Here is a 26,249-nt window from a genome sequence, read left to right on the forward strand (position 1 = left end):
CTCAGGAACTCTTCTCGGTGACGCCCGCGGTGTCGAACGTTGCCATCTCACGCAGCACGGCGACAGCCGATCGGACCAACGGCAGAGCCAGGACCGCGCCGCTGCCCTCGCCCAGGCGCAGTTCCAGGTCGACCAGCGGGGTCAGGCCCAGATGCTGGAGGGCGACGGCGTGACCGGGCTCGGCGGAGCGGTGACCGGCCAGGCACGCGTCCAGGGCAGCGGGCGCGAGGGCGGCGGCGACCAGGGCGGCGGCGCCGGCGATGACCCCGTCCAGCACGATCGGGACGCGGTGGGCGGCGGCACCGAGGATGAACCCGGCGATCTGGGCGTGCTCCAGGCCACCGACCGAGGCCAGGATGTCGATCGGGTCCTGCGGGTGAGTGTCGTTCTCGGCCGTGCGACGAGCCAGCGCGACCCGGACCACGCCGACCTTGTGCCGGTGGGCCTCCTCGTCGATGCCGGTGCCGCGGCCGGTGACCGAGGCCGGGTCGGAGCCGGTGAAGGCGGCGATCAGGGTGGCCGAGGCGGTGGTGTTGGCGATCCCCATGTCACCGGCGACCAGGGCGCGGTAGCCGGAGGCGGCCAGCTGCCCGGCGATCTCGATGCCACTGGCCAGGCTCCGGATCGCCTGCTCGCGGGTCATCGCGGGGCGGACCGAGATGTCGTCGCTGCCCTTGCGCACCGCCCGGGCGATCAACCGGGGTTGTTCCGGCTGGATGTCGGTGGCGTCGACGGCCAGGGCATCTTCGGCCAACTCGAGGGGGGTGACCACGCCGGCGTCGACCACGACCACCGCGGCGCCGCTCTGCCGGGCGAGCACGTTGACGGCGGCGCCACCGGCCAGGAAGTTGGCCACCATCTGAGCGGTGACTTCCTGCGGCCAGGGGCTGACGCCCTGGGCGTGAACGCCGTGGTCAGCTGCGAACACCGCCACCGCAGCCGGAGACGGGTCGGGCGGCGGGCAGGTTCCGGCCAGCCCGGCCAGGCGGATCGAGACCTCTTCGAGCACGCCGAGGGCGCCGGCCGGCTTGGTCAGACGGGCCTGCTGGTCCCGGGCGGCCTCCAGTGCGCTCGGGTCGGCCGGCCGGATCGCGGCGAGGGCTGCGTCGAGTGTGGCCTGAGCCTGCTCCAGGCTCTGGGGCTGGTTCGGAGGCTGCTCGGGGCTCGGTTCCTGGCCCTGGACGGCGGTCATGTGGTGCTCCTGGCGTTGTCGGGGCGGGTGACGCCTGGTCGGCGTGATGGTCCCACCGGGGTGGTGCTCGTCCGGACGCTGGTCGGGACGTATTGGTTGTCTGCGGCGTCGTGGTCGGCGGCGTCGCCGTCTGCAGCGCTGGGACCGATGACCAGCAGGGGCAGCGCGGCCTGCCGCCGGACCGACGTCCTGACAGCATGCGGCGCCCGGGCAGGGGTACTGCTCGGGCGCCTTACTGACTCGGCCCGGCACCTCGGCGGGGTAACCGCCTCAGGCCGGACCGCGTCCATTGTTCTGGATCTTGAACTACTGCTGCGGGGCGGGGTGCACGGCCTGGTTCAGGGCCGCGGCGAACTGGTCCGAGGTGGACTCGTCGCGCACCGCCACCCGCAGCCAGCCGGAGCCGAGGCCGGGGAAGGTGTCGGCCCGGCGCACCGCCCAGCCCGCCTGACGCAGCCGCAGGTGCACGCCCGCCGGGTCCGGCCCGCCGGCCCGCAGCAGGACGAACGGAGCGGCCGCGGGGCCGAGCACGTCCACGTCGGGAACCTCGGCCAGGGCCCCGATCAGGTGCTCGCGCGCCTCGGCCTGGCGCTTGGCGAAACCGTCGGCCTCGGCCAGCGCCTCCGGCGTGGTGACGGCCAGCGCGGCCTCCACCGCCAGCGAGTTCACCGCCCACAGCGACTGGGTGGCCGCGCAGGCGCGCAGGAGTTCCGGGGCGCCCAGCAGATAACCGATCCGCAGACCGGCCAGGCCCCAGCTCTTGGTGAGGCTCCGGACCACGACCAGGCCGGGCACGTTCGGCGCGGGCCGCTGCGGGCTACCGGCCAGCGACTGCGACTCCCCCGGAACCGCGTCCATGAACGCCTCGTCGACCACCAGCACCCGGCCGGGGCGAGACAGCGCGATCAGGGTCTCGGCGCGGTGCAGCACCGACGTCGGGTTGGTCGGGTTCCCGACCATCACCAGGTCGGCGTCGTCGGGGATCATGCCCGGATCGATCTGGAACGGCGGGGCGAGCACCACCCGCTGCACCTCGTGGCCGGCCGCCAGCAGCGCGGCCTCGGGCTCGGTGAACTGCGGGTGGATCATCACCGCGCGGTGCGGGGCCAGCGCCCGGGCCAGCAGCACGAAGGCCTCGGCGCCACCGGCGGTCAGCAGCACCTGGTCGGCCGGGCGGCCGTGCCGGGCGGCGATCGCCTCGGTGGCGGCGCGCGGATCGGGGTAGGCGGCCAGGTCGGCCACCGCGTCGCGCAGCCGCTGCTGCAGCCACTGCGGGGCGGCACCACGCACGTTGACGGCGAGATCGACCAGCCCCGGAGCCACCTCGGCGTCACCGTGGTGACCCAGGTCCTCGGCGATGTACGCCTCGTCGTAGGCGCCCGGCTCGGTGCTCATCGCGTAGGCGCCCGGTGAGGCCTGCTGGGCCGGGGCACCCTGCGCCACCCGGCCCAGGGCGACCGTGACACCGCGGTAGGTGTGCTTGTTGCCGATCAGCTGCGCGTCCGAAGCGAGCACCGCGGCCTCGGCCACCGAGGGCACCCCGACCAGCCGTTCGGTCGTGGGCGAGGGATTCGGGACCTGCTGGCCGGCCAGGACGTCGGCGGGCAGGAACTTCAGCGGGACGTTCAGCACGTCGGCCAGCTCGAGCAGGGCCTCCTCGCTCTGCTTGGCGTCGACCGTGGCGATCGCGATCACGTCGCGGGCGCGCAGGCCGGCCATCGACAGCGCCTGGCCCATCGCCATCCGCACGTCCCGGATGCCGACGCCGCGGCGCGAGCCGATGCCGACCACGATCTGCTCGCCGGTGCCCTGCAGGTCCAGGTGCAGGCTGCCGGTGATCGGGCCGATCGTGTTGTAGCGGTCGCGGATCTCCTCGGGGCTGCGGCCGTCGGTCGCGCCGGTGTCGGAAGCTGCGGTGGTCGACATCAGGCTTTGACCTCTCTTCCTCTACCGGGGGCACCGGTCGAGATACGGGCAACGTTCAGGCGGGCGGCCTCGGTCAGGCGCAGCGCGGCGCCCGGCATCGAAGCCCAGTGCAGATGGAGGTAGGAGGCATGGACACTACCTTCGACGAATCCCTCCCGTTGCCGGCTCCCGTCCGGGGCCGTCCATTCCCAGGCAGGGGTGACACCCGTGCCCGGACGGCAGGCCGTCCGGTGGAACTCGTGGCCACGCACCGTTGCGCCGGCGGTGGCGAGGACGGAGTCACTCATCGCAGTCGCCTCTCTGTATCCCAGGGTGAGCCGGCCGGTCATACTCGCGTCCGTGTCCAGCACACCGCACATCTCCCGATCATCGAGAGAGCGTGCCAGGTAGAGCAAACCCGCGCACTCCGCCACGATGGGAGCTTGAGCTTTTGCTTGGGCAGCAACGGCAATTCGTAACGGACGGTTGGCCGACAGTTCCTCTGCGTAGATCTCGGGAAAGCCTCCACCGATCACCAGCCCGCTCGTGCCCTCCGGCAGGCGCTCGTCCTTGCGCGGGTCGAAGGTGACCACATCGGCCCCGGCCGCCGTGAGCAACTCGGCGGTTTCGGCGTAGGAGAAGGTGAACGCGGCCCCGCCGGCCATCGCCACGACCGGCCGGCCGAACCCGGTTCCTGACCTTCGGCCCTTCTTTTCGGGCCAGAGGTCACCGGTTTCCGCAACAACCGTCGTTTTTCGAGCCGCCTCGATCTCGTCCGCGGCGTTCCAGGCCGGGCCGGGAAGCTCCGGGGCTGACCGGGCGAGGGCCAGCACCGCGTCCAGGTCCACCGCGTCGGCCACTACCGCACCCAGCCCGCGCACCACGTCCACGGCTTCCTGGGAGCGCTCGGCGGCGGGCACAAGACCCAGGTGCCGAGAGGGCGTCGCGAGTGCATCGTGACGGCGGATCGCGCCGAGCACCGGGATGCCGAGTTCTTCCAGCGCCAGCCGCAGGATCATCTCGTGCCGGTCGGAGCCGACCCGGTTCAGGATCACGCCGCCGACCCTGATCCGCGGGTCGAACCCGGCGAAGCCCTTGACCAGCGCGGCCACCGAGCGACCCATCGCGGTGCTGTCGACGACCAGCAGGACGGGGGCGTCCAGGGTGCGGGCCACGTGGGCGGTGGAGGCGAACTCGCCCCGGCCGGCGGCCCCGTCGTACAGGCCCATCACGCCCTCGATGACGGCCAGGTCGGTCGCGGCGGAGGCGTGCTTGAACAGCGGGATCAGGCGTTCCTCGCCGACCAGCCAGGGATCGAGGGTGCGGCCCGGGCGCCCGGCGGCGAGCGCGTGGTAGCCCGGGTCGATGTAGTCCGGGCCAACCTTGTGCGGGCTGACCGTCAGTCCCCGGGCGGCGAAGGCGGCGAGCAGGCCGGTGGCCACGCTGGTCTTGCCGTGGCCGCTGGCCGGCGCCGCCACCACGATCCGGGCGGTCATCGGCCGGTGGCCGAGGGGCGCAGGAGGGCGGTGATCACCATTCGATGCCCCGCTGGCCCTTCTGGCCCGCGTCCATCGGGTGCTTGATCTTCGTGGTCTCCATGACCAGGTCGGCCGCGTCCATCAGGTCGGGATGCGCGTCCCGGCCGGTGATGATCACGTGCTGGTGCCCGGGCCGGTTGCGCAGCGTCTCGACCACCTCGGCCACGTCCACCCAGCCCCACTTCATCGGGTAGGTGAACTCGTCCAGCACGTAGAGCCCGTGCTCCTCGGCGGCGAGCCGGCGCTGGATCTCCCGCCAGCCCTCCAGCGCGGCCTCGGCGTGCTCCTCGTCCGAGCCGGGCTTGCGCGACCAGGACCAGCCCTCGCCCATCTTGGCCCAGCTGACCGCGCCGCCCTCACCGGTCTGCTCGTGCAGCCGGCCGAGCGCCCGGAACGCGTTCTCCTCGCCGACCTTCCACTTCGCCGACTTCACGAACTGGAACACGCCGATCGACCAGCCCTGGGTCCAGCCGCGCAGGGCCAGGCCGAAGGCGGCGGTGGACTTCCCCTTCATGGTGCCGGTGTGGACGATGACCAGCGGCCGGTTGCGGCGCTGGCGAGTGGTGAGCCCGTCGCGGGGGACGGCCACCGGTTGGCCCTGAGGCATCAGGCGATCCTTCGTTCCGTCTGCTGGTTGACCTGGTCACGAACCATTCCGGCGAGCGACTCCGCGCGCAGGTCGTCCAGGGTGATGAGTTCTCCGCCGAGGCCGGCGGCGAGTTTTCCGGCCATGCCCAGGCGCACGATGCCGCGTTCGCAGTCCACCACCACGCTGCGGATGCCGCGGCGGGCGAACTCGGCGGCGATGGGCGTCGGGTCCTCCCCGGCGGTATGGCGGCCGTCGGTGACCAGAACCAGCAACGGACGCCGGTGCGGGTCGCGGAGCTTCTCGTTGCCGATCACGGTCCAGGACTTGCGCAGCCCGGCCGAGAGCGGGGTGCGGCCGCCGGTGGGCAGCCGGTCCAGACGCATCCGGGCGGCCTCGACCGCGCCGGTGGGCGGCAGCGCCAGCTCGGCCTCCTGACCCCGGAAGGTGATCAGCCCGACCCGGTCCCGGCGCTGGTAGGCGTCCAGGAGCAGGGAGAGCACGGCGCCCTTGACCGCGGCCATGCGCTGTTTGGCGGCCATCGAGCCGGAGGCGTCGACGCAGAAGAGGATCAGGTTGCCCTCGCGGCCTTCGCGCACGCCGAGCCGGATGTCGTCACGGCGCAGCACAACTGGGCCGCCCGGTAGCCGGCCGCGGGCGTGCTGCTGGCTGGCGGCGGCGGTCAGGGTGGCCGGCAGGTGCACCCGGCCCGAGCTGCGTTCGGACGTCAGCGGCAAGGTCGCGATGGTCCGGCCGGACTCGGTCAGTGCCCGGGAACGTCGCCCGGATGCGCCTTTTCCGAGGCCCGGAACCTTGAACGAGCGCACCTTGAACGGATTCGTGGCGGCGACCGCGTCCTGCGTCGCGGCCGGAGTCCGGCTTTCGGCGTTCTGCTGCGGGTTCTGGGTCGGGTTCTTCCCGGTCGGCTGCTGCCCCTCGGCCTGCTGACCTTCGGCCTGCCGGCCCTGAGGCTGCTGGTCCGGGTGCTGCTGGCTCTGGGTGCCCGGCTGCTCAGCCGGCCCCGTCGCCGAGTCCTGGTGCGAACCGGTGTCCTGGCGATCGTCCCCAGTTTCGCTCTGTTGGGAGTTGTTCGGGTCCTGGCCGCCGGGACCACCTTCGGGCCCACCGTCCGGGTCGGTCTCGGGCGGTTCGGGATCCTCGGGGGTGTTGTTGCGCAGAGCCTCGTCGAGCAGGTTCTCGTCCATACCGGGAGCGTCGAACGGATCCCGCCGACGCCGGTGCGGCAGCGCGAACATCGCTGCCACGCGGACATCTTCACTGGTTACCTTGCTCCGACCGGACCAGGCTGCATGCGCCCGGGCGGTGCGGGCGACCACCAGGTCGGCGCGCATCCCGTCCACGTCGAAAGCCGCGCACACGGCCGCGATCTGACGCAGGACGCCGTCGGAGAGCTCGACCGTGGCCAGGTGCTCGCGAGCGGAGACGATCCGCGCGGCCAGCTCGCGCTCGGCCTCCTGCCACTCCTTGATGAAGGCTTCGGGATCGGCGTCGAAAGCCAGCCGGCGGCGCACCACCTCGGCCCGCACATCGGGGTCCCGGCTGGCTCGCACCTCGACGGTCAGGCCGAACCGGTCGAGCAGCTGCGGGCGCAGCTCGCCCTCTTCCGGGTTCATGGTGCCGACCAGCACGAATCGCGCGGCGTGGGTGATCGAGATGCTCTCGCGCTCGATGTGCACGCGTCCCATGGCCGCCGCGTCGAGCAGCACGTCCACCAGGTGGTCGTGCAGCAGGTTGACCTCGTCCACGTACAGGATGCCGCGATGCGCCCCGGCCAGCAGACCGGGCTCGTAGGCCCGCACACCGGCGGACAGCGCTCGATCAAGGTCGAGAGAGCCGAGCAGACGGTCTTCGGTAGCACCCACCGGCAGCTCGACCAGCCGGGCCGGGCGCGGGTGGTGCTCGTGGCCGTGCGGCTGATCGGGGCAGTCCGGGTCCGGGGCGTGCGGGTCGCAGCCGAATCGGCAGCCGGAGATCACGTCCACCGGAGGCAGCAGGTTCGCCAGGGCGCGGACCGCGGTCGACTTGGCCGTGCCCTTCTCACCACGGACAAGCACGCCGCCGATGTCGGGGGCCACCGAGGAAAGAAGAAGCGACAGGACGAGATCGTCCATGCCGACAACGGCCGTCAACGGGTACGGGGGCACCTGGGGTTCCTCCACTCCCGGCGGGTCTCCACGCCCGCCGCTCGCGCACACCACGCCCAGGCGGGCGTGGGGACCTGATCGAAGTACCTGGCTTCCGGATCGTGTCCGGTCACAGTGGCGGGACCGCCCCGGACTCGGAGACCGGCCGATGTGGCCGTCCTCCTGCACCGGCGTTCCTCCGCACAGGTCGCCTCGGATACTGCCACATTCGGATGACCGGGCAATCCTCCGCACGAAGTCACGACCGCGGCCGACCCGGTGATCATGGGCGGCCCGGTGGCACGAACGGAAGATCGTCCGGCACACCCCCGTTGATCAGCCGCGTTACCGCCGCGACGTCCAGATGATCGGCCACCATGTCGGCGAGCGAGTCCAGCCGGGCCTCCCGCAGGGCGGAGAACGACGTGTCGGGCGCGACCTGGAAGCCGTCCCGCCCGGCCAGACCGGCCACCTCGGTGAGGAAGGCCCGGCGGAAGCCGTCGTTCTCCAGGGCGCCGTGCCAGGTCGTGCCCCAGACCGGGCCGCTGCGCCAGCCGTCCAGGAAGGCCTCGGCGGCGCTGAGCTGCGACTGCGGCGCCTGCGGATCCAGGGTGACCACACCGTGGTGGATCTCATACCCCGCGACCGGCTGCCCGAGCGCGGTTCCACTCGGCCGGGCCAGTACCTTCTGCGCGCCGAAGTCGGTGCGGGTCGGCAGCAGCCCGAGCCCGGGCACACTGCCCTGCCGGGATTCCACCTCGTCACTGACCAGGCGCCCGAGCATCTGGTGGCCGCCGCAGATGCCGAGGACCGGAAGGCCGGCGGCGGCGTGCTGGATGATCGCGTCGGCCAGGCCGGTGGAACGCAGCCAGGCCAGGTCGTTGACCGTGGCCCGGGTGCCCGGCAGCACCACCAGGTCGGAACCGGCGATCTCGGCACCGTGGTGGACCAGGCGCACGGCGACGCCCGGCTCGGCCGCGAGCGCGTCGACATCGGTGACGTTGGACAGGCGGGGCAGACGCGGCACCGCCACCCGGAGGACGTCAGTGCCCAGCGGCGCACGCATCGGCCCCCGGTCCTTCTCGAGGTCGAGGGAGTCCTCGACGTCGAGCCACAGACCGGTGAGGTAGGGCAGTACCCCCAGCACCGGACGCCCGGTGATCCGGTGGATCATGCTCAGCCCGGAGTCGAGCAGGGCCGGATCGCCCCGGAACTTGTTGATCACGAACCCGCTGATGTGCTTCTGGTCGTTCGCGTCGAGCAGGGCGAGCGTGCCGTGCAGGGCAGCGAACACCCCGCCCCGGTCGATGTCGCCGACGACCAGGACCGGAAGACCGGCCGGGCGGGCCAGGCCGAGGTTGGTGATGTCGCGGTGGCGCAGATTGATCTCGGCCGGGCTGCCCGCGCCCTCGCAGATCACCACGTCGAACCGGGACCGCAGGTCTTCGAGGGCGTTGAGGACGACCGGCAGCAGCTGCGGGGTGAGGTCGCCGTAGTCCAGGGCGCCGGCCTCGGCGAACGGGCGGCCCATCACCACGACCTGGGACGTGCGATCGCTGCCGGGCTTGAGCAGGACCGGATTCATCGCGGCCTCAGGCTCGATCCGGGCCGCCCGGGCCTGCATCGCCTGGGCCCGGCCGATCTCGGCCCCGTCCCGGGTGACGAACGAGTTCAGGGACATGTTCTGCGCCTTGAACGGAGCCACCCGCACACCCTGCCGGGCCAGCCAGCGGCAGAGCCCGGCCACCAGAACGCTTTTGCCTGCGTCGGAGGTGGTACCGGCCACCATCAGCCCGCCGCGCATCGACGTGAACGCCGGTTCCGGCGCGGCCGCGCCCTTTTCGCCCTGCACCGAACTCCCTGCCACCGTCATCGCCCCGTCATCGTCATCGCTTGGTCACCGTCATCGCCCTGCCACCGTCAACTCCCTTACCAGCGTCATCGGCCGGCTTCCTGGTCCTCCTGGCCCCGTGAGCCTTCTGGCCCCGTGGCGACCGAATCTCACTGCACCGCTTTTCGTCCACGCCGAGCCGTCATCAGCACTGCGGCCGCAGCGACAGCCGCCGCCAGTGCTCCCACAGAACGACCGAGCTTCACCGCCCGGCGCACATCACCGACGTCCGGCAGCGGGTTCCCCTCCCCCATCGCCGGCCGCGATTCTTCCTGCCCCCCGTAAGTATTCGTCCCGCCCAGACGCACTCCCAAAGCGCCCGCCGCCGCGGCCTCACACTGCCCCGCGTTGGGGCTGGGATGCTGTCCTCCGTCTCGCCGCCACACGGCCCACGCCTCACCCATCGTGCCCTGGACCACTGGAGCACAGACCACGGTGAGCAACCCGGTGACGCGAGAAGGCACCAGGTTGACCACATCGTCCACACGTGCCGCCGCCCAGCCGAAACGCTCGTACCGATCGGAGCGGTACCCCACCATCGCATCCAGCGTGTTCACCGCCCGATAACCGATCACCCCGGCCGGCCCGGCCAGCGCCGCCCAGAACAAGGGAGCCACCACTGCGTCTGAGGTGTTCTCCGCGAGCGACTCCACCGTGGCCCGGGCCAGTTCCGGCGGTTCCAGTTCGGACGGGTCCCGCGCGCACAGGTGGGTGAGCAGCTCACGCGCCTGCAGCACGTGTCCGGCCTCGAGGGCGACGGCCATCCGATCTCCTTCTCTGGCCAGGCTGGTACCGCCGAGCGCAGTCCAGGTGGCGAGGGCGGTCAGACCGGCCCGCCCCACCGGATGACCGGCACACAACTTGTCCACCCCAGCAACGGCCACGACCGGAACCCCGGTAGCGACGACAGCGAAGAGTGCCCCGCGCCGCCGGCTAGGCCGATAGAGACGTTGCTCGAGCCGACCGGCCCAGGAACCGAACAACGCCACCGGATGCCCCCGCCGAGGGTCACCGAAGACGGCGTCGGCCAGGACCCCGATCACGATCCCGGCGGCCCGTGCTCGCAGGTCACGGCCGGTCGACTGGACGAAGCTCATAGGCACGAATCCTGCCGCACCAGGCAGTCGGTTCCGCGCACGAGGGGTCCGGCATGGGGTCGAGGGCCTTCCTGAACTCCGGCAGCGCAACCTCACCGGCACTCCGTCGTGCCGGTAAGCCTGTGCTGACCGGCACGCACCGAAGAGTGCGCGCCGATCAGGTCACGCCGGCCGACCCGCGCCGATCAGCCCCTGTGCTGGGTCCTCTGTCCTGGGCCGAGTCCATCGCTGGGTCCGTCCGGTGCTGAGGTCAGCCTGCGCTGGGGTCAGCCTGCGCGAGTCACCGAGAAGTCGTCCGAGGCCCGGTCGCTCTCACTGTCCGAACCATCCGCCTCGTCCGCCTTGTCGTCGAGAACCGGGAGCCCGGAGACATCGGTGACTGGAGTCTCGATCTTCCGGACCGCCTCGTAGATCGCGGCAGCGTCCGGCTGACTCTCGGGTGAGTCCGGCCCGGCCTCACTGCTGCTCTTCTCCCCGGCCGCGTCCTCCTCGTTCGTGTGCCGGTCGCGCGAACTGCGCAGGACGCGAGTGAAGGCCGAGACCCCGAACGTCAGGTCGTGACCAACGGTTTCGGCCTCGACCTCCAGGGTGCGACCGGACCGCTCGTCCTTGACCCAGGCCCGCTCCCAGAGCCGGCCCGTGACCACCACCGGATGCCCCTTGCGCAGACTCTGCTGCGCACTCGTGGCCAGCGCCCGCCGACAGTTCACGCTCACATAGGTGGTGCGCCGGTCGACCCAGGTGTTGTTGTTACGGTCGAACCACGACGACGTGGAGGCCAGCCGGAAACTGGTCACGGTGTTGCCGTCGTCGAACGTGACGAAGCGCGGCTCGCTCGCGAGATTCCCCCGCAGGACTACCTGGATGTCGTTCACTGAGGACCCCTTTCGTCACCGGCCGAGGGCCGGGGATGGCCGGGCCGAATGCCCGAGCAGGTATCCAGGCTCAGCCAATGAGCGGCCGTTCCGAAAGCCGGAAAGGACTCCTGTGGATAAGTAGGCGATCGTGCCTACCTGTGGAAAGCAGGAACCCCGGCTTATCCACAGAACGGCCGTGCAGATGGTTCCGCACGGCCGTTCTGGGCATCATCGAGGCATGAACGCATCGGCCTCAGGCAGGTTTTCAGCTGGACAGAGCCGCCACCGGTTCAGTCCCGGCGCCCTGCTGCGCGGCGTTCGAGGGCTGGCTCTCAGGGCTCGCACCGGGACCGGCCGACGGGGAACGCTCGCCCAGCAGCACCTGCCGGGTCTCCCGGTGCCGGGCCAGCACCGAGCGGACCGGGCCGACCACACGCTCAGCAGCAACCTCGGCCACGGCCTCGTGCAGTCGGCGCTCCAGCTCGGACCGGCGGGTTGCATCACCGGTGATCAGCCACCAGCGCGAGAGCAGAGCAAGGACGAGCCCGGCCGCCACCGAGCCCAGAGCGAGGACAAGAGCAGCCGGAAGACTTCCCAGAACGCCGGGCAGATCCAGTCCGGCCGCCTGCCCCAGGCCGGCGGCGACAACCCAGACCAAGCCCAGCACTGCTGCCCCGCAGAAGATCTGCTGAAAGGCCTGAACCACACGCCACCAGACCGGGACCGTGAACGTGAGATCCACAGCGGTCAGGCGAGTGTCCAGAACCCGGGCGAGACCGTCCGGGTCGGGCGCCTCACTGGTACCTGCTCCAGGGGTGAGCATCGGCATCCCGTAGGCCGGAGTGTGGCGGCCGCGCCCCTGCGAGACGGCGCTCGCCCCCGAGGACGATCGCGCTCGACCGGCCGAGGCCGCCCCGGCAGCGGGCAGCAGGGCATCTTGCGGCGAGACCGCCGGGTCCCCGGCGCGAGCCACGATGGCGCGCACCTCGGCCGCCCAGCGGGTCGGCAGCGGATCAGCGTTGTCGGCGACCATGGCTTCGACGGCCAGGCGGACCGCCGGCCGTTGCGCAGGCGAGGCCAGGGCCTTGAGCGAGGCGGTCTCGGCCCGCAGACGAGTCTCTGCCGCTCCGGCCTGCGGTCGGCGCGAGGCCAGGAAACGGGAGAGCAAGGAGGCCGGTGCCCAGCCGAGCTTTTCCTTGCCCCGGCGGCGGTGTTCGGCGCTCAGCACATCGAGCAGCGCCGGCACACCGGTCGCCGCGGCCAGGTCCTGGACGAGTTTTTCCTGCGAGACCGGCTGTCCCGAGCCCGGTTCCGAAGCGGCCAGGCCGGCGGCGATCTCCTCGGCGGCGATGTCCAGGTCGCTCTCGATCCGCTCGAGAACGGCGAACCGGTCCTGGACCACCTCGCAGAGCAGAGCGCGCAGTTCCTCCACGCCGTCACCACGGGTGGCCGACACCGGAACGATGCCGACCCGGCCCAGGCCGTCTCCGTCCAGCAGGCGGCGCAGGTCGGTCACGCAGGTCTCGACCTCGTCCGGGCCGAGTTTGTCCACCTGGTTGAGCACCACCAGCATCACGCCGTCGTGGCTGGTCAGTTTCTGCAGGTACCCGGCGTGCAGGGCGTTGTCCGCGTACTTCTGCGGATCGACCACCCAGATCATCAGGTCGACCATCCGCACCAGGCGGTCCACCTCGACCCGGTGCACGACCTCGGTCGAGTCGTGGTCCGGCAGGTCCAGCAGCACCAGCCCGTGCAGAGCGGCCTGGTCGTCGGCGTCGAGCACCGACTCCCGGGTCATCCGGCGATCGGCCGGGACCTTCAGCCAGTCCAGCAGGCTCTGCGAGCCGAACTCACCCCAGACACAGGCCATGGCCGACTTGGTCAGCGGCCGCCGGGCCCCCACCGCCGCGATGTCCATCCCGGCGATCGCGTTGAACAGGCTGGACTTTCCGCTGCCGGTCGCGCCGACGAGGGCGACCACCGTGCGCTCGGTGCCGAGGTCGAGCCGGTGGCCGACATGCTCCATCCGGTCCCGGGTGTTCTTCACGGCTTCCGGCGGCAGCCAGGGAGCACCGCAGTCGAGGGCCGCGGACAGTGCGGCGACGCGCCCCATCACGTCGGTCACCGGGTCTCGCCAACCTTTCGGGTCATCGGTCCTGTCGCTCTCACAAAGATGGTGGGTGCCGACGCGGCGGCCCGGGCCGTCGGGCCCGGGCTCGCGTCAGTCTTCGTCGGTCTCAAGGGTAGGGCTCATTCGGCGATATTCACCGCAGAAGCGGCATCCAGCAGGGCCCCCACACGAAGGCCGAGGCCCTCGGGGCTCTCCAGGACACGCTCCAGCCGCAGCCGCTCGTTGTCCATCACGGTGCCGGCCCGTTCCAGCAGATCGGCGCGGGCGGCCTCGACGATCGAACGGACGCTCTCCTGCCCCAGCAGTTCCTCGACGGCCAGGCGGGCCCCCGTGGTGGAACCGCCGGCGAGCGCCGGTTCGGCCGGATCCGGCGCCGCAGCCTGGGAGCCGGTGTCGGCATGATCCCCAGCCACCGCGAGGGCGAACATCACGTCCACCACCGTCTGCTCGTCCGCAACCAGGTCCGGGCGTTCCGCACGAACCTGTCCCAGCGCCTTCGTCACCTGCTCGGCAACCGCGCGGCGCCAGTCGTCCACCGGCTTGGCCAGCAGCTTCTCCCGCTCCGTGGGCGTCACCTGATGCCCACGGGCGGTGAGCAGGCCGACTCCGTACGGGTGCTTGCGCCAGGTCGTGACCACCTGCTCCATCGCGGTTCGCACGTCGTGGTGCACCGCCGCCGAAACAGCCTCGCAAATGGTGGACGTCAGTGGTGCGTCGCTCGATTCCGGCGAGGTGAGCGCCGCCCCGATGCGCTGGGTGCGGGTGGTCGTGGTGCCGCCCAGCCGCGAGCCCAGATCACCACGGGCGATGGACTCCTGCCAGTGCGACAGAACCTGCCCGCTCATCAGCGATCCGTCGCCCAGCCGGGACAGCATGCCCGAGCGCGCCGGGATGAAGACCTCGTCGGTCTCCTCCCACAGCTGCGACCAGCCATCAGCCTGCGCAGCAGCGGCTTTCGCGAGCAGCCGGGCGCGGGGCGGCAGACTGCGCAGGGCCCCGGCCAGGGTCCGCTCGACCACGACCGATCGCGAACGGTCGTCACCGGCGATCCGGCGCAGCCAGTCCCGCAGCGGCTTGACCGCCGCAGCGGGCAGGAAGCCGTTCTCCAGCGGGCTTTCCGGCACGGTGAACAGCGCCGCTCCGCCGAGCCCTTGGTCGCGCAGCTTGGTGGCCAGGTGAATACGCAGCTCCTGCAGCGACTCCGGAGGTACGCGATCGAGAACGACGGCGATCGCCGCACCCCGCTCGGCAGCCTGCCGGAGCATCGTCCAGGGCGTTGCGTCGGCATAACGGGCAGCTGTGGTCACGAAGATCCACAAGTCCGCCGCCTGCAGCAACTGCACCGCGAGATCCCGGTTGGTCTCGACCAGGCTGTCGATGTCCGGGGCATCCAGGATCCCGAGACCGGGCGCAAGACCGTCGTACGGCACCAGTCGCAGGCCGGTGATCCGGGGTGCGTTCGGATCGATCGGCTGGACCGGTTCGGGCGCCTCGGAGGTGACCCGGGTGAGCCGCGGCAGGATCCGCTGCGACAGGAACGCGCCCGAGTCCAGCGGGTGATGCACCAGAACGGGCGAGCGCGTGGTCGGGCGGAGTACTCCGGAACGGGTGACCTCACGACCGACGATCGAGTTCGTCAAGGTGGACTTGCCGGCACCGGTCGAACCACCGATCACGGCCAGCGCGGGGGCGTCCGGCCGCTGCAGACGAGGCAGGACGTAGTCGTCGAGCTGACTGAGCAGGTCTTCGCGCTCCTTCCGGACCGCGGCCACACCCTCCACGTCCAGCGTCAGGGGCAGCGTGGCCACCTGGGTACGCAGTCGTTCCACCGCAGCCAGGCGCTTGGGCACCGTAGTACTGGCATTCATCTCGTCCCGATCAGCAAGTTCACCGCTGTTCTTGGTCTGCGAGGTCTGGACGGGTGCGGCTTTGGCAGCGGCCGGGTTCCCCGACGTTCCAGAACTGGCGACCATCTGTCCGGCCGAAGGGCCGAAGCCTGGCGCACCTTGGTCAGCCTGCCCACGGCCCGCCCTCCCCGAGCCGAGCAAGTCCTGGCCAGAGGCCTGATCACCGAGAGCCACTTGCGGCGAACTCGATTCACTGACGCCCGGGCTCAAGCCACCCGCCTCTCGACCGGCGACCGAGCCAGCATTACGGCCGACAGCGCCTTCCCGTCCGGCAACATCACGTCCGGCGAACCCGCCGTCCGAGTCACGCACCCAGGGGCGACCGACAGGAGCAGCGAAACCCGCCTTCCGGTCATTACTTTCGCCTCTGCCCCAGCCGGTCTCCACGTTTCCTCCAACGGAACCGCCTTCCGCAGAATTCGTCCCGCCAGCGACCCCGGCAGCGGAGGGGTGTGCACTCGGTGTGGTCTCCGACTTCTGCTCCTGAGCACCACGGCGGCCTGTACCATCTGCGCCGGGACGGAACCACGATTCGGCCGCAGCCGAGGTTTCCACGACACCTTGGCGAGCGCCCTCGGCCTGTCCGGGCTGATTCGTTGCATCGCGAGCAGCATTCGCGCCGGCTGCAACCGGCGCCTGAGGCGGCGTACCGCTCACCTGACCACCAACTGCAGACCTGGCGCGGAAGTCACGGGCAGCCGGATGAACTCCGGTTGCGGCGAATCCGGCAGGGCCCTCGGCGTTCGACTCAGGGTTCGACCCGGCCGAAGCGCCGTCGGTCGTTGGGCCCGCTTCGGCCTTGACGGGCATGGAAATGGGCCCGGTGCCGATGGAGGTCCTCGCGCCGCGTGGCACCGGACCTGCACCAGGACGCCCTCCCCCAGGAAGGCTCGCTCCGGCAAAGTTCAGGCCGGTGCGGCTCACTTGAGATTGAGGTGCCCGGCGATCGCCCACTCCCGTGTGACCGCCGCCAGGGAGAACGCTTCCGCCGTTGCTTCCTTTAAGGCCGACTGCTTCCGGACCGACCCCTTCAGGGTTGCTGCTGCCCAGACCGACCCTGTCACCGTGGATCTCTCCACTGCGGATCCCGTCAGAGCTGGGTCCTCCAGGGCCGACCTCTCCAGGATTAGCCCCTCCAAGGCTGTTGTTTCGCGGGTTGCCCCCTTCGCCGCGGGTCTCTCCGAGGCGGCTCACCCCAGGGTGCGCCGCTCCAACGGAAGCCGAAGTCGACCCGACAACGGCGCTCTCCCCCGCTTGTGGGCCAATGGCACCAACCGTCGAATCTGGTTTACCGGACGAAAGTTGGCCACCAGGCGGCAACAGACTTTCGACGTCCGCAGTACCCCCGACACCGGTCCCAGCATCGAGGCTAGCCCCGACACCACCGCTGGCACCGGCACCAGACCTGCCCTCGGCCCCAACGCCAGCACCGACGCCACCCACGGCTCCGGCTCGAAGCCAGTCCGTGGGGCTCACCGGCGGTACCGACCCAGGCGGACGAGGCCCGAGCTGCGATGCCTCCTCCGACCCCAACGGGGTAGCGGCCGCGCCAGCCCCCGGAACCGATCGGCCGACGGAAGGAGCGAACACGCCCTCATCTGCGGCACGACCATTCTCAGCGGCCGCGTCAGCCTCAGCCGCCGAAGAGTCAGCGCCAACGCCAGCAACGTCGGCTTCTGCAGCGCCGCCGCTCGTTCCCTCGACGTGCACGCCGCCCTTACTCACCGGCCAGGCCCGACGCGGCGGCGTCTGGCTCTGGGCGGCGCCGGCAGAACCACCCACCCACGACGACACGGCCGGACCAACCCGACGCGCAGGAGCCATCCCACGGGCAGGCGTGTCGCCGCGGCTCACGGGCACACTTTCGGCGAAAGGCGAGCCAGAGGCCGCACCCGAAGCCCCAACGGGACCATCAGCGCTCGTCGAGCCCACACTTGCCGCCGCCGGGACCCCTGCATCCCCTCGGCCGACCGGGTACGAAGCCGGCGCAGCCTTCTCGCGTTCGGCCTGCTCGATCTCCTCCAACTCGACCAGACGGGCCTGGACACCGGTCCGCCAGGAGCCGGCCGCAGCGCTACCTTCGCTGACCCAGGCCGGGATCGTGCCTTCGCGGTCCTGTTCTCCGGACCTACCTGGATGATGCTGTTCGCCGCCGAGTTCGTCGGCGCCACCAAGATCTTCCGTGCGGCGGCCATCTCGTGCCGGGCTCACAGCGCCGTCCACCTCCCTGTCGTCCGCAACGTCGCCGTCCCGACGACCGAATGCAATACGTTCCGTCGAGCAAAGATAACTAATTGTTCAATGCATGAGGAAGGGGCCTGGCACCCCAGCCTTGGAACCTATGTTTACTGCTTCCCCGCCTGGAACACGGCCAACCCACGCCGAAACCTTCGATTGGGCGTACTGCGAGATCTAGCTCACGAAGATTCCCGATGAATGCACCGAGAGGCGGTCTACATAAACTCTTCGCATTCATTCAAATACTCTTGGTAGCGACTTCTTTAATCTGCAGGCCAATCTCCCACAGGCGTCCGACAAGCCAAAAGTGCGGTTCGCACCTTTTACCCGTTGTCCGCCGACGCAGTGATTCCATATTCCCTTCATCGGAGGCGACGCGCCGGTATCATCGCGGTCGGGGGTCAGTGAACGAGGCGCTGGAGACACCGGCACCTTGCGCAGCAACCCCCCGCGCGCTCGTAGCTCAGCGGATAGAGCAACAGACTTCTAATCTGTCGGTCGCAGGTTCAAATCCTGCCGGGCGCACCACCAGCACCACCAGCCTCAGCACTGCCGGGCCACCCGCCTCAGCCGCTCACCGTGGACGCATCAGCATCGCCGGGCCTCCGTCCGCTGATCGCGTGACAGCTGATCGGCTCGGACCGGCGCCTCGCCCTCCGCCCAGGCAACCGCCATGGATCGGACAGCACTCGGCTCGATCGGGGCACACCTCCAGGGCGATACAGCGCACCGCACCGGCCCACCGGCTCGGGCAACCACAGAGCAGGCGCACCGCAACGACCAGGCCGACCCGCACGTCCAAAAGCAGAAAACCAACACCTGACGCCCGCTCAGGTGGTCATCCTGGTTACTGATCGAAGACTCAAAGTCATCTGCCCCCGAACGATGGCATCATCACCTTCTGTGCCGAACTCGGGCGAATCAGTCCCGACCGATCCCGACGGACGAGGCGTGCCACCACGATCCGACGAAGCAACTGCCAGATCCGATGAGGCGACGGCCAGGATCCAGAGCCTCGCCGCGGTCGCGCGCGCCCTCGGCCGGTCCATCCATCTCGATCAGATGCTGGAGCTGGCCAGCGAGTCCGCCCTCACCGCGCTCGGTGCCAGCTCGATCTCGATCAGCCGGCTGCAACCGGGCACCAGCACCCTGCAGACGCTGATCAACTCCGGCGACCTGGCCCCGGACGAGGAGCGCTGGCCGCTCGACGAGACGTACCACTTCGACGACTACCCCCAGGCCCGGCAGGTGTTGTCCGACCTCAAGGTCTGGGTCACCGACGTGGACGATCCGCTGAGCGACCCGATCGAGGTCGAGCTGCTGCGCAAGCTCGGCAAGCGCACCGCCCTGGCCGCCCCGCTGATCGTCGACGGCCAGCTCTGGGGCGAGTTCTACGCCACCCGCAACAGCCGGCTCGAGCGCTTCTCGGCGTTCGACCTCGCCTACACCGAGGCGCTCTGCGCGATCCTGGCCGGGGCCCTCTCCCGGGCCATCCACTTCGAGGCGCTGGAACAGCTCGCCTTCCGCGACCCGCTGACCGGCCTGGCCAACCGGCGGGCCCTGGACGATGCCGCTGCCGTGGCGCTTCAGCACCGGCGCGGTCCGCGGCAGGGTCTTGTCAGCCATCTGAGTACCTTCGGCCCCGATCATGACGGCCGGGCCCGCAACCGCTCCGGCGCCGAGGCGACAACCGGGCCGCGCCGGGTGTCCGCCGTGGCGGTAGACGTCAACGGGCTGAAACGAGTCAACGACAGCGCCGGTCACGCCGCCGGCGACCAGTTGCTCACCTCGGTCGCCCGGCTGCTCGTGCAGCACTTCTCCCCGCTGATCGGCAGCATGATCGCCCGGGTCGGGGGCGACGAGTTCGTCGTCCTGGTCCCCAACCACTCCGTCCTGGCCGTTCTGAACTGCGCGAACGCCTTGTGCGCGGCTGCCTGCGAGCTACCGGCCGGGGCCGGCGTCTCGTGCGGGGTGGCCAGCACGACCCGGGCCTGGCCGCACCTGTCGGCGAACGATCTCTTCCGCGCCGCCGATCAGGCTCAGTACGAGGCCAAGCATCGTGGCCAGAGCACCGCCGTGCTCTCCTCGCTCCTGGACGACTGAGCCGCCCAGGAGCACCGGCCGCCTCAGGCCGCGGGCAGATCCGCCGGGCGCCCGACGATGAAGCCCTGCCCGAACCCGACCCCGAGGGCGCGCAGCGTCTGCAGTTCGCCGTCGGTCTCGATGCCCTCGGCCACCAGCGAGACCTTCGCCTCGGCGGCGAACCCGACCAGGCTCCGGGTCAGGGCCAGGCGCATCGGGTCCTGGTCGATCCCGCGCACGATCTCGATGTCCAGCTTGATCACCGAAGGCCGCAGCTTGAGCAGGTGCACGAAGTTCGCGAACCCGGCCCCGGCGTCGTCCACCACGATCTCGACCCCGGCCCGGCGCAGGTGCTCCAGCGGTTCCGAGAGCGAGGCGTAGTCCCGGACCTGGGTGTGCTCGGTGATCTCCACGCTGAGCGGGTACTGGGCGTGGTGCAGCAGCAGGTCCACCACGCTCGGGGTCATCAGCGCCTCGGCCGACAGATTGACGTTCAGCCGGCCCCCACCCGGGACCACGGGCAGCATCTCCAGCGCCGAGCTCATGGTGAGCAGTTCCAGCTGCACGCCGACCCCGGCCCGGCTGGCGGCCTCGAAAGCATGTGCCGGAGTGGGAAATCCCGGGTCGTCGAACCGGGCGAGCGCCTCGTAGCCGACCACGCTGCCCTGGGCCAGGTCGACGATCGGCTGGTAGACCATCCGGAACCGGGCCGCGTCCAGCGCCTCGTGGATCCGGCCGGACTCCCACAGATGAGCCTGCCGCACCTGCTCGCCCACGACCTCGGCCAGCAGGGAGAGGAACTGCGAGGCCCGCTCGTCCAGGCCGGGGGTGCTCTTGCCGCTGGCACAGATCAGCAGGGCGGCCGGGCCGATCGGGGCGGCCGCGTACGAGCCGACCCCGTTGACCCGGGTGGAGGGCAGGTCACGGGTGCCCGGGTGCCAGTGCGTGTCGGCCAGATGGGTCGGCAGTGTGCCGGCCAGGATGCGCTGCGCGTACGTGCCGTCGGCGGGCAGGTGGCGGTCGAGCAGGAAGCTCAGTGTGGTCTGGCCACAGTCGACCGCGCGCAGGGCGACCTGGTCGCCGAAGACCTCCACGACCGCCGCGAACTCCATGCCCAGATGGACCCGGGCCAGCCGCAGAAGCCGCCGGATTTCCAGGTCCTCACCAGAAACACGTTGACGCGGAAAAGGCGGCACGGAGGCCGCCTCGATACTTTCCACAGATTGGCCCCATCCCGGCACTTCGGCGCGCTGCTCGTCAGACCCAGCTTGATTTTACGGGAGCGAACTCCGGGTGCCCTGGTGAAGCTTTTCAGCCGACCAAGGACGAACGGATTGCGCGCCGGACCCGTGACAGGATTTCCCGTCGAATCCTGCCATAAGGTGCCTTCCACCCCATCTGCAACGAGTGTGATTTATACCACTACCGAGCGGGCGGGCCAACTCTCGTCACTCCTGGTTCACCGGGTACAGACCCTCCGCGTAACTCGGAGAGTTGTAGTACGCCTCGACCGTCTCCAGCGACTGGTCCGAGCGCTCGAGCTGATGGGCGATCCGGGCCCGGGAGGGCACCGCCTCGGGCTCCCAGGTCTCGGGATGCCAGAGCTGGGAGCGCAGGAACGCCTTGGAACAGTGGAAGAAGATCTCTTCGACGTCGACCACCAGGGCCAGGACCGGCCGGTGACCCTTGACCACCATCGCGTCGAAGAAGGGCCCGTCGCTGACGATCCGGGCGTGGCCGTTGATCCGCATCGTGTCGTCCCGGCCAGGCACCAGGAAGAGCAGACCGACCTGGGGGTTGCCGAGGATGTTCAGGTAGCCGTCGACGCGCCGGTTGCCGGCCCGCTCGGGGATCGCGATCGTGGTGTCGTCCAGGACCTGGACGAAGCCCGCCGGGTCGCCCTTCGGGGACACGTCGCCCGAGCCGTCGGCCGCGGAGGTGCCCAGCAGCAGGAACGGTGAGGCCGCGAGGAACTGACGATGCGGTTCCTCCAGCCGGTGCCGGACCTTGTGGGCCACTCTCGGGATCGGCTCGCCGATGATCTCCCGGAGGGCGGCGACGCTGGTCACCTCGGTCAGCACCGCGTTCCGGCCGTCCTGGACATCCTGCATGTCTTACCTCCGCACGATTCCCCGGACCGGCCGCCGGGGTCGGCCGGGCTTCCATGCCCCTACGGCAGACCCTGTCCGAAGCGGACGCGGCTGGCAATGGGGTTTCGGTCCCGGAGGCAGTGCGGGTTTCCTGGGTGGTTCCCCCTGATTTGAGGACGAGGAACGGCCAGGTCTTCCTCACTCGGGCCGAGCGCCGGAAGATTGTCGGTGGCCGCCCCTACGCTTGCGGGCAGATGAACGACTCGGCCGTCGATGCGAAGGGGATCGTCACGATGAGCGAGGTCAGGACGGTAGATGGGGCCGCTCTCGGGGTCACGGGGGACGAACCGCAAGCCCATCAGGTGCACGAACTGGAGCAGTTCCGCACCGAACTTACGGCCTATGCCTACCGCATGCTCGGCTCGGCCTTCGAGGCCGAAGATGCCGTGCAGGAGGCGATGATCCGGGGCTGGCGCGGCCTGGAGCGGTTCGAGGGCCGCTCGGCCCTGCGCTCCTGGATGTACCGGATCACCACCAACGTCTGCCTGGACATGCTGAAGGGCCGCGAGCGCCGGGCCCTGCCGATGGATCTGGGCCCCTCGCAGAAGACCGCCGAGGTGGTCCTGGGCGAACCGCTCGGCGAGGCCACCTGGATCCAGCCGATCCCGGACGGGCGGGTCCTGGCCGGTACGGCGGATCCGGCCGAGGCCGCGGTCCAACGGGAGACGGTTCAGCTGGCCTTCGTGGCTCTGCTGCAGAACCTGCCGCCCCGGCAGCGGGTGGTGCTGATCCTGCGCGAGGTGCTGCAGTGGCGCGCCGCGGAGGTCGCCGAACTGCTGGACACCTCGGTGGCCTCGGTCAACAGCGCACTGCAGCGGGCCCGCGCCACGCTGGCCACCGACGGCACCACTCCGGAAGAGGCGATCGCCAAGGCGACGGCGGGAGCCCGGGCCGGCGCCCCGGACGCCGAGGACGAGTCGGCCCGGCTGTTGCAGCGCTACCTCGAAGTCTTCGAGAACTACGACATGGAGGGCCTGGTCGCGCTGCTGCATGAGGACGCCACCATGTCGATGCCGCCGCTCGACCTGTGGCTCAGCGGTCCCGAGGAGATCGTGGCCTGGATGACCGGCCCGGGCCACGAGTGTCAGGGCTCCCGGCTGGTGCGAACCTCGGCCAACGGGATGCCGGCCTTCGGTCAGTACCGGGTGGCCCCTGAGGGCGGCTGGACGCCGTGGAGCCTGCAGGTGCTGCAGGTGGTCGACGGGCGGATCACCGAGATGACCACGTTTCTCGACACCCCCACGCTGTTCCCTTACTTCGGTCTTCCGGATCGGCTGGACTAGTGGCCCCTTCGCTCGAAGAGGCGGCAGCTGAGCTGTACGCAGTCGAGCCGGGCCGGTTCACCACCGAGCGTTCCCGTCTCACCGGCGAAGCCCGCCAGGCCAAGGACCCGCAGACGGCCAGAGCCATCGGCGAGCTGCGTCGGCCCACCACCTCGGCCTGGCTGATCAATCAGCTGGCCCGGGGTCAGCAGGCCCTCGGGAGGCAGGCGCCAGGTGAGCAGGCGCCCCGTGAGCAGGCGACCGGTGAGCAGGCGACCGGTGAGCAGGCGACCGGTGAGCAGGCGACCGGTGAGCAGGCGACCGGTGAGCAGGGGCGCCGGAAGCAGACGCCCCGTGATCGGGGTGCAGGCGAGGAGATGAAACGGCTCGAGCAGCTGGGGCAGGAGCTGCGGGAGGCTCAGGCCGCGCTGGATGCCAACCTGATGCGCGAGCTGACCAAGGAGAGGCAGCGCTTGGTCGCCGCGTTGGTCCGGCAGGCCGACGAGATCGCTGCCGAGGCGGGGCAGAAGGTCAGTGCGGCGGTGCGCCGCGAGCTGGAAGACACGCTCGGGGCCGCCGTGGCCGACGAGCAAGCCTCGTTGGCGGTGATGTCCGGGCGACTCACCCGGGCGCTCACCTTCGCGGGGTTCGGCGAAGTCGACGTCACGGAGGCCACGGCCACCCCGCTCAAGGCCGGCAAGCCCGCCCGGGCCGACAGCAGAGGGGGCCCTGGCAGCGGCAGCGGCGACCTTGGCGGTAGCGCCAGGTCCGCCAAGACAAGCCCGATGAAGCGCGAAGACTCGAAACTGGCTCCCGCCCGGAGTCAGAAGCACGGCGAGTCGCCAGGCACCGCCCCGCACCGAAAGACGTTCAGCAGCAGCCGGCCTGCCTCGCACCCAGAAGATCTACGTCAGGATGAGGATCACCAACCATCAGGCACCGAACCCTCAGCAGGCGAACACCGGCCTACCGAGAAGCAGCGCTCGGCGCCTCAGCCCACCGCCGAGAACTCGGCCGAGCAAAAAGAGCAAGGAACCGCGAAAAAGCCAGCGCAGGAGGTCAAAGCAGAAAAGCAGGCAGCCCGGCGCCGAGAGGCCGAAGAGCTCCTCACCCAGTCCCGCGCCGACTTCGACACCGCCGAAGAAGCCTTGCGGCAGAAGGAACTAGAGCTCGACGAGGCCACCACTGAGCAGACCGAACTACAGGCCCGCCTCAACGAGCTGCAAGCCGAGATCGTCTCGCTCAGGAGGAAACTCGATGCCGGCGACCGGCGGGTGTCACGAGCCGAACGCGACGTCACCCGCCAGCAACGTCATCTGAAGGAGGTGACCAAGTCCTTGGACCGGGCCGAGGCAGCCCTCGACCGTCTGGAACCCTGATCTGAGCCGAAGCTCAGGGCTCGTAATCGTCGTGCAGCACCACCCGGGAGAACTCGATCCCGTCCGAGACCTTCCAGAAGTGCAACCGCCGGGCCTGCGGAGCATTACGCTGCAACGCCACCCGGAAACACGTCGCCCCGTCATCCCGCCGCACCGGCTGGTCGTTCCCACCCACACCGGTCCGCAGCGCATGCATCTGCCGCCCGGCCGACGTCCCGGCCAGCCCGGTCAGCACCTCCACCACCACATCGATCACCTTGCCGCGATCAAGCCCCGGCGTCTCGTCCAGCGAAGCAACAAAGCGCGGCCCCAGCCGATACCCGGCCAGCGGACGCCCCGCCTTCTCCCCCGCCGGAATCCGCCGGGCCCAGCACACCGTCACATCGAACCGGAACCGTTCCTCGGCATCCGTGAAAAGGTCGTCCGAAGACAACGTCTCCCGATGATCGCGCTGCGCCCCCTTCCGGTTGCGCCGCCGCAGCCGCTCCAGCTCCTTCTCCCGCGCATCCAGCACCCCGTGCTTACGGGCCAGCTCAGCCTCCAAGTGCTGCAGCTCCAACGTGGACGAGCGAAGTTCCTGCTCCAGCCGGGCCTTCTCGATCAATGTCGCCCGCATCGTGGCCCGGGCCTCCTCCAGCGCCCGCTGCGTACTCTGAAGGGCATCCTTACGCACCGGGCGCTCAAGCACCTGCACCGCCCGCGCAGCAAACATCGCCGGCGAAGGCCGGGGCAACATCCGCACCGGCGAACCGTGACGCAACATCGCCACGTTGTCAGCCGATTTCGCGTGGGGCTTCTCCAGATAACTGGGCACGCCCAGGCGCACCTCGGGCGAAGTCATCTGGGCCGGGATGGACTTGAGCGCAGCCAGTTCCGGCGTATCCGCGACAACCGGCGCCACGACCGGTGCCGCGACAGCCCCGGCCTCCGGCATGACCAGCCATCCGGGCCCGCCGGGCAACACCGCCAAAGACCGTACGGGGGCATCCTCGTCGGCGTCCACAATGCTCAGCGAAGAGCCACCGGAGCCGACCCGTACCGGCACAACTTCACCCACCGACAGCAGGTCGCGCAGGTCCTCGGCCGAATCATCGGTCACCCGGGCCCGCGGCACCGATGCCGATATCCCCGGCAGCAGCGCGATCTCGCACGACGCCGTCCCGACCGACTCCACCCGTCCGAGCAGCACCTCACCGTCGACGATCTCGGCCAGCCGCTCACCGGGCGAAGCCAGCATCCCCGAGACATCGAGCCGGCGAGACTGGTCGTCGAACACGCCGCGGACCTGCATGCTCCGCTCGAACAGCCGCTCCGAGGCCACGCCCGGGCATAGCAGGCCGACCTGGATCGTGGCGTACCGTCCGTCGGTCAGGTTCACCATCGCCTGCGAAGGGTTCGGGCAACCGCTGACGATCCCGGTCACCTCGGGCAACGCCGCCCGACTGGACGAACCCATCGGCATGGACAGCAGACCGGCGCCGCCGGCCGCCTTGAGCCCGTCCTCAAGCAGGCGCTCGGTGGTGATCACGCCCTCGGCCTCGGAGTACGCAAAGCGCAGCCGCGAGCGCCGTGGTTCGTGCACCCACTCCAGGCCGATCGGATAGACCCGGCCGGCGCCGCCGTAGACCTGGGTCAGTTCGGGCATACCCCGGGAGAAGGCCCAGGACGCGGCCGGATCGCAGATCAGGTAGACGTCGGCCAGCCCGGCGAGTTCGACGGCCAGGCGGTCCGCGTCGATGTACGGGCGGCTGGCACCGCGCGCCACCGTGACTACCGCCGTGGGCCGGGTACGCCCGGGTCGGTTCAGCTCTTCGGCTAGTTCTTCGGCCCGCCTGGGACCGGTGATCGTCTGCGCCCCCACAACCGCCCGCCCTCACGATCGCCTTGGTT

General features: G+C 70.3%; 16 protein-coding genes and 1 tRNA gene. 4 read left to right on the top strand and 13 right to left on the bottom strand.

Annotated features, from left to right (window positions below):
* Nucleotide 1 precedes the first annotated feature (1 nt).
* From cobT to LR394_RS20955, 10 genes are all read right to left on the bottom strand, one after another.
* On the bottom strand, nucleotides 2-1,192 hold the full coding sequence (cobT, locus tag LR394_RS20910; protein WP_231444495.1) for a nicotinate-nucleotide--dimethylbenzimidazole phosphoribosyltransferase: 1,191 nt from the start codon (nucleotides 1,190-1,192) through the stop codon (nucleotides 2-4).
* A gap of 306 nt (nucleotides 1,193-1,498) precedes the next feature.
* Nucleotides 1,499-3,118 carry an Rv2231c family pyridoxal phosphate-dependent protein CobC gene (gene cobC, locus LR394_RS20915; RefSeq protein WP_231444497.1) on the bottom strand — a complete coding sequence of 540 codons (1,620 nt, stop codon included), beginning with the start codon at nucleotides 3,116-3,118 and terminating at the stop codon, nucleotides 1,499-1,501.
* Entirely contained in the window at nucleotides 3,118-4,593 is a 1,476-nt protein-coding gene (locus tag LR394_RS20920; RefSeq protein ID WP_231444500.1) for a cobyrinate a,c-diamide synthase, read from the bottom strand. Before LR394_RS20920 ends, cobC begins: the two co-directional genes overlap by 1 nt.
* Before the next feature lie 34 nt (nucleotides 4,594-4,627).
* A complete protein-coding gene (gene cobO / locus LR394_RS20925) occupies nucleotides 4,628-5,242 on the bottom strand; it encodes a cob(I)yrinic acid a,c-diamide adenosyltransferase (protein ID WP_231444502.1) in 615 nt (204 codons plus the stop codon).
* Nucleotides 5,242-7,353, bottom strand: coding sequence for a VWA domain-containing protein (locus LR394_RS20930; RefSeq protein ID WP_231444503.1), 2,112 nt, complete (start codon nucleotides 7,351-7,353; stop codon nucleotides 5,242-5,244). The genes cobO and LR394_RS20930 overlap by 1 nt, the downstream gene beginning before the upstream one ends.
* A gap of 295 nt (nucleotides 7,354-7,648) precedes the next feature.
* Nucleotides 7,649-9,169 (bottom strand): cobyric acid synthase, encoded by a 1,521-nt coding sequence (locus LR394_RS20935; RefSeq protein ID WP_407937092.1) that lies wholly within the window; start codon nucleotides 9,167-9,169, stop codon nucleotides 7,649-7,651.
* Nucleotides 9,170-9,366: 197 nt separating this feature from the next.
* Entirely contained in the window at nucleotides 9,367-10,353 is a 987-nt protein-coding gene (locus tag LR394_RS20940; RefSeq protein ID WP_231444507.1) for a cobalamin biosynthesis protein, read from the bottom strand.
* Nucleotides 10,354-10,619: 266 nt separating this feature from the next.
* Entirely contained in the window at nucleotides 10,620-11,228 is a 609-nt protein-coding gene (locus tag LR394_RS20945) for a single-stranded DNA-binding protein (protein WP_231444509.1), read from the bottom strand.
* Nucleotides 11,229-11,475: 247 nt separating this feature from the next.
* Nucleotides 11,476-13,335: a GTPase gene (locus LR394_RS20950; protein ID WP_231444511.1), complete on the bottom strand. Its 1,860-nt coding sequence runs from the start codon at nucleotides 13,333-13,335 to the stop codon at nucleotides 11,476-11,478.
* Between the two features lie 125 nt (nucleotides 13,336-13,460).
* Nucleotides 13,461-15,314 (bottom strand): dynamin family protein, encoded by a 1,854-nt coding sequence (locus LR394_RS20955; RefSeq protein WP_231444513.1) that lies wholly within the window; start codon nucleotides 15,312-15,314, stop codon nucleotides 13,461-13,463.
* Nucleotides 15,315-17,938: 2,624 nt separating this feature from the next.
* Between LR394_RS20955 and LR394_RS20960 the strand changes: the two genes are divergently transcribed.
* Nucleotides 17,939-18,014: transfer RNA gene (locus tag LR394_RS20960), tRNA-Arg, on the top strand.
* Between the two features lie 534 nt (nucleotides 18,015-18,548).
* Nucleotides 18,549-19,589 (top strand): GGDEF domain-containing protein, encoded by a 1,041-nt coding sequence (locus tag LR394_RS20965; protein ID WP_231444515.1) that lies wholly within the window; start codon nucleotides 18,549-18,551, stop codon nucleotides 19,587-19,589.
* A gap of 23 nt (nucleotides 19,590-19,612) precedes the next feature.
* Here the strand turns inward: LR394_RS20965 and LR394_RS20970 are convergent, their stop codons facing one another.
* Together LR394_RS20970 and LR394_RS20975 are read right to left on the bottom strand one after the other, a co-directional pair.
* Complete coding sequence (locus tag LR394_RS20970; protein ID WP_231444517.1) at nucleotides 19,613-20,788, bottom strand: sensor domain-containing phosphodiesterase; 1,176 nt, start codon at nucleotides 20,786-20,788, stop codon at nucleotides 19,613-19,615.
* 228 nt (nucleotides 20,789-21,016) lie between these two features.
* Entirely contained in the window at nucleotides 21,017-21,679 is a 663-nt protein-coding gene (locus LR394_RS20975; protein WP_231444519.1) for a pyridoxamine 5'-phosphate oxidase family protein, read from the bottom strand.
* A gap of 272 nt (nucleotides 21,680-21,951) precedes the next feature.
* Here LR394_RS20975 and LR394_RS20980 point away from each other — a divergent pair, with 272 nt between their 5' ends.
* Nucleotides 21,952-23,001 carry a sigma-70 family RNA polymerase sigma factor gene (locus LR394_RS20980; RefSeq protein WP_407937093.1) on the top strand — a complete coding sequence of 350 codons (1,050 nt, stop codon included), beginning with the start codon at nucleotides 21,952-21,954 and terminating at the stop codon, nucleotides 22,999-23,001.
* Entirely contained in the window at nucleotides 23,001-24,359 is a 1,359-nt protein-coding gene (locus tag LR394_RS20985; RefSeq protein ID WP_231444524.1) for a hypothetical protein, read from the top strand. The genes LR394_RS20980 and LR394_RS20985 overlap by 1 nt, the downstream gene beginning before the upstream one ends.
* A 13-nt stretch (nucleotides 24,360-24,372) precedes the next feature.
* On the opposite strand, the gene LR394_RS20990 is transcribed toward LR394_RS20985, so the two are convergent.
* On the bottom strand, nucleotides 24,373-26,124 hold the full coding sequence (locus LR394_RS20990) for a hypothetical protein (protein ID WP_231444525.1): 1,752 nt from the start codon (nucleotides 26,122-26,124) through the stop codon (nucleotides 24,373-24,375).
* Nucleotides 26,125-26,249: the final 125 nt, after the last annotated feature.

Source organism: Kineosporia babensis, from assembly GCF_021129305.1.
GTDB lineage: Bacteria > Actinomycetota > Actinomycetes > Actinomycetales > Kineosporiaceae > Kineosporia > Kineosporia babensis.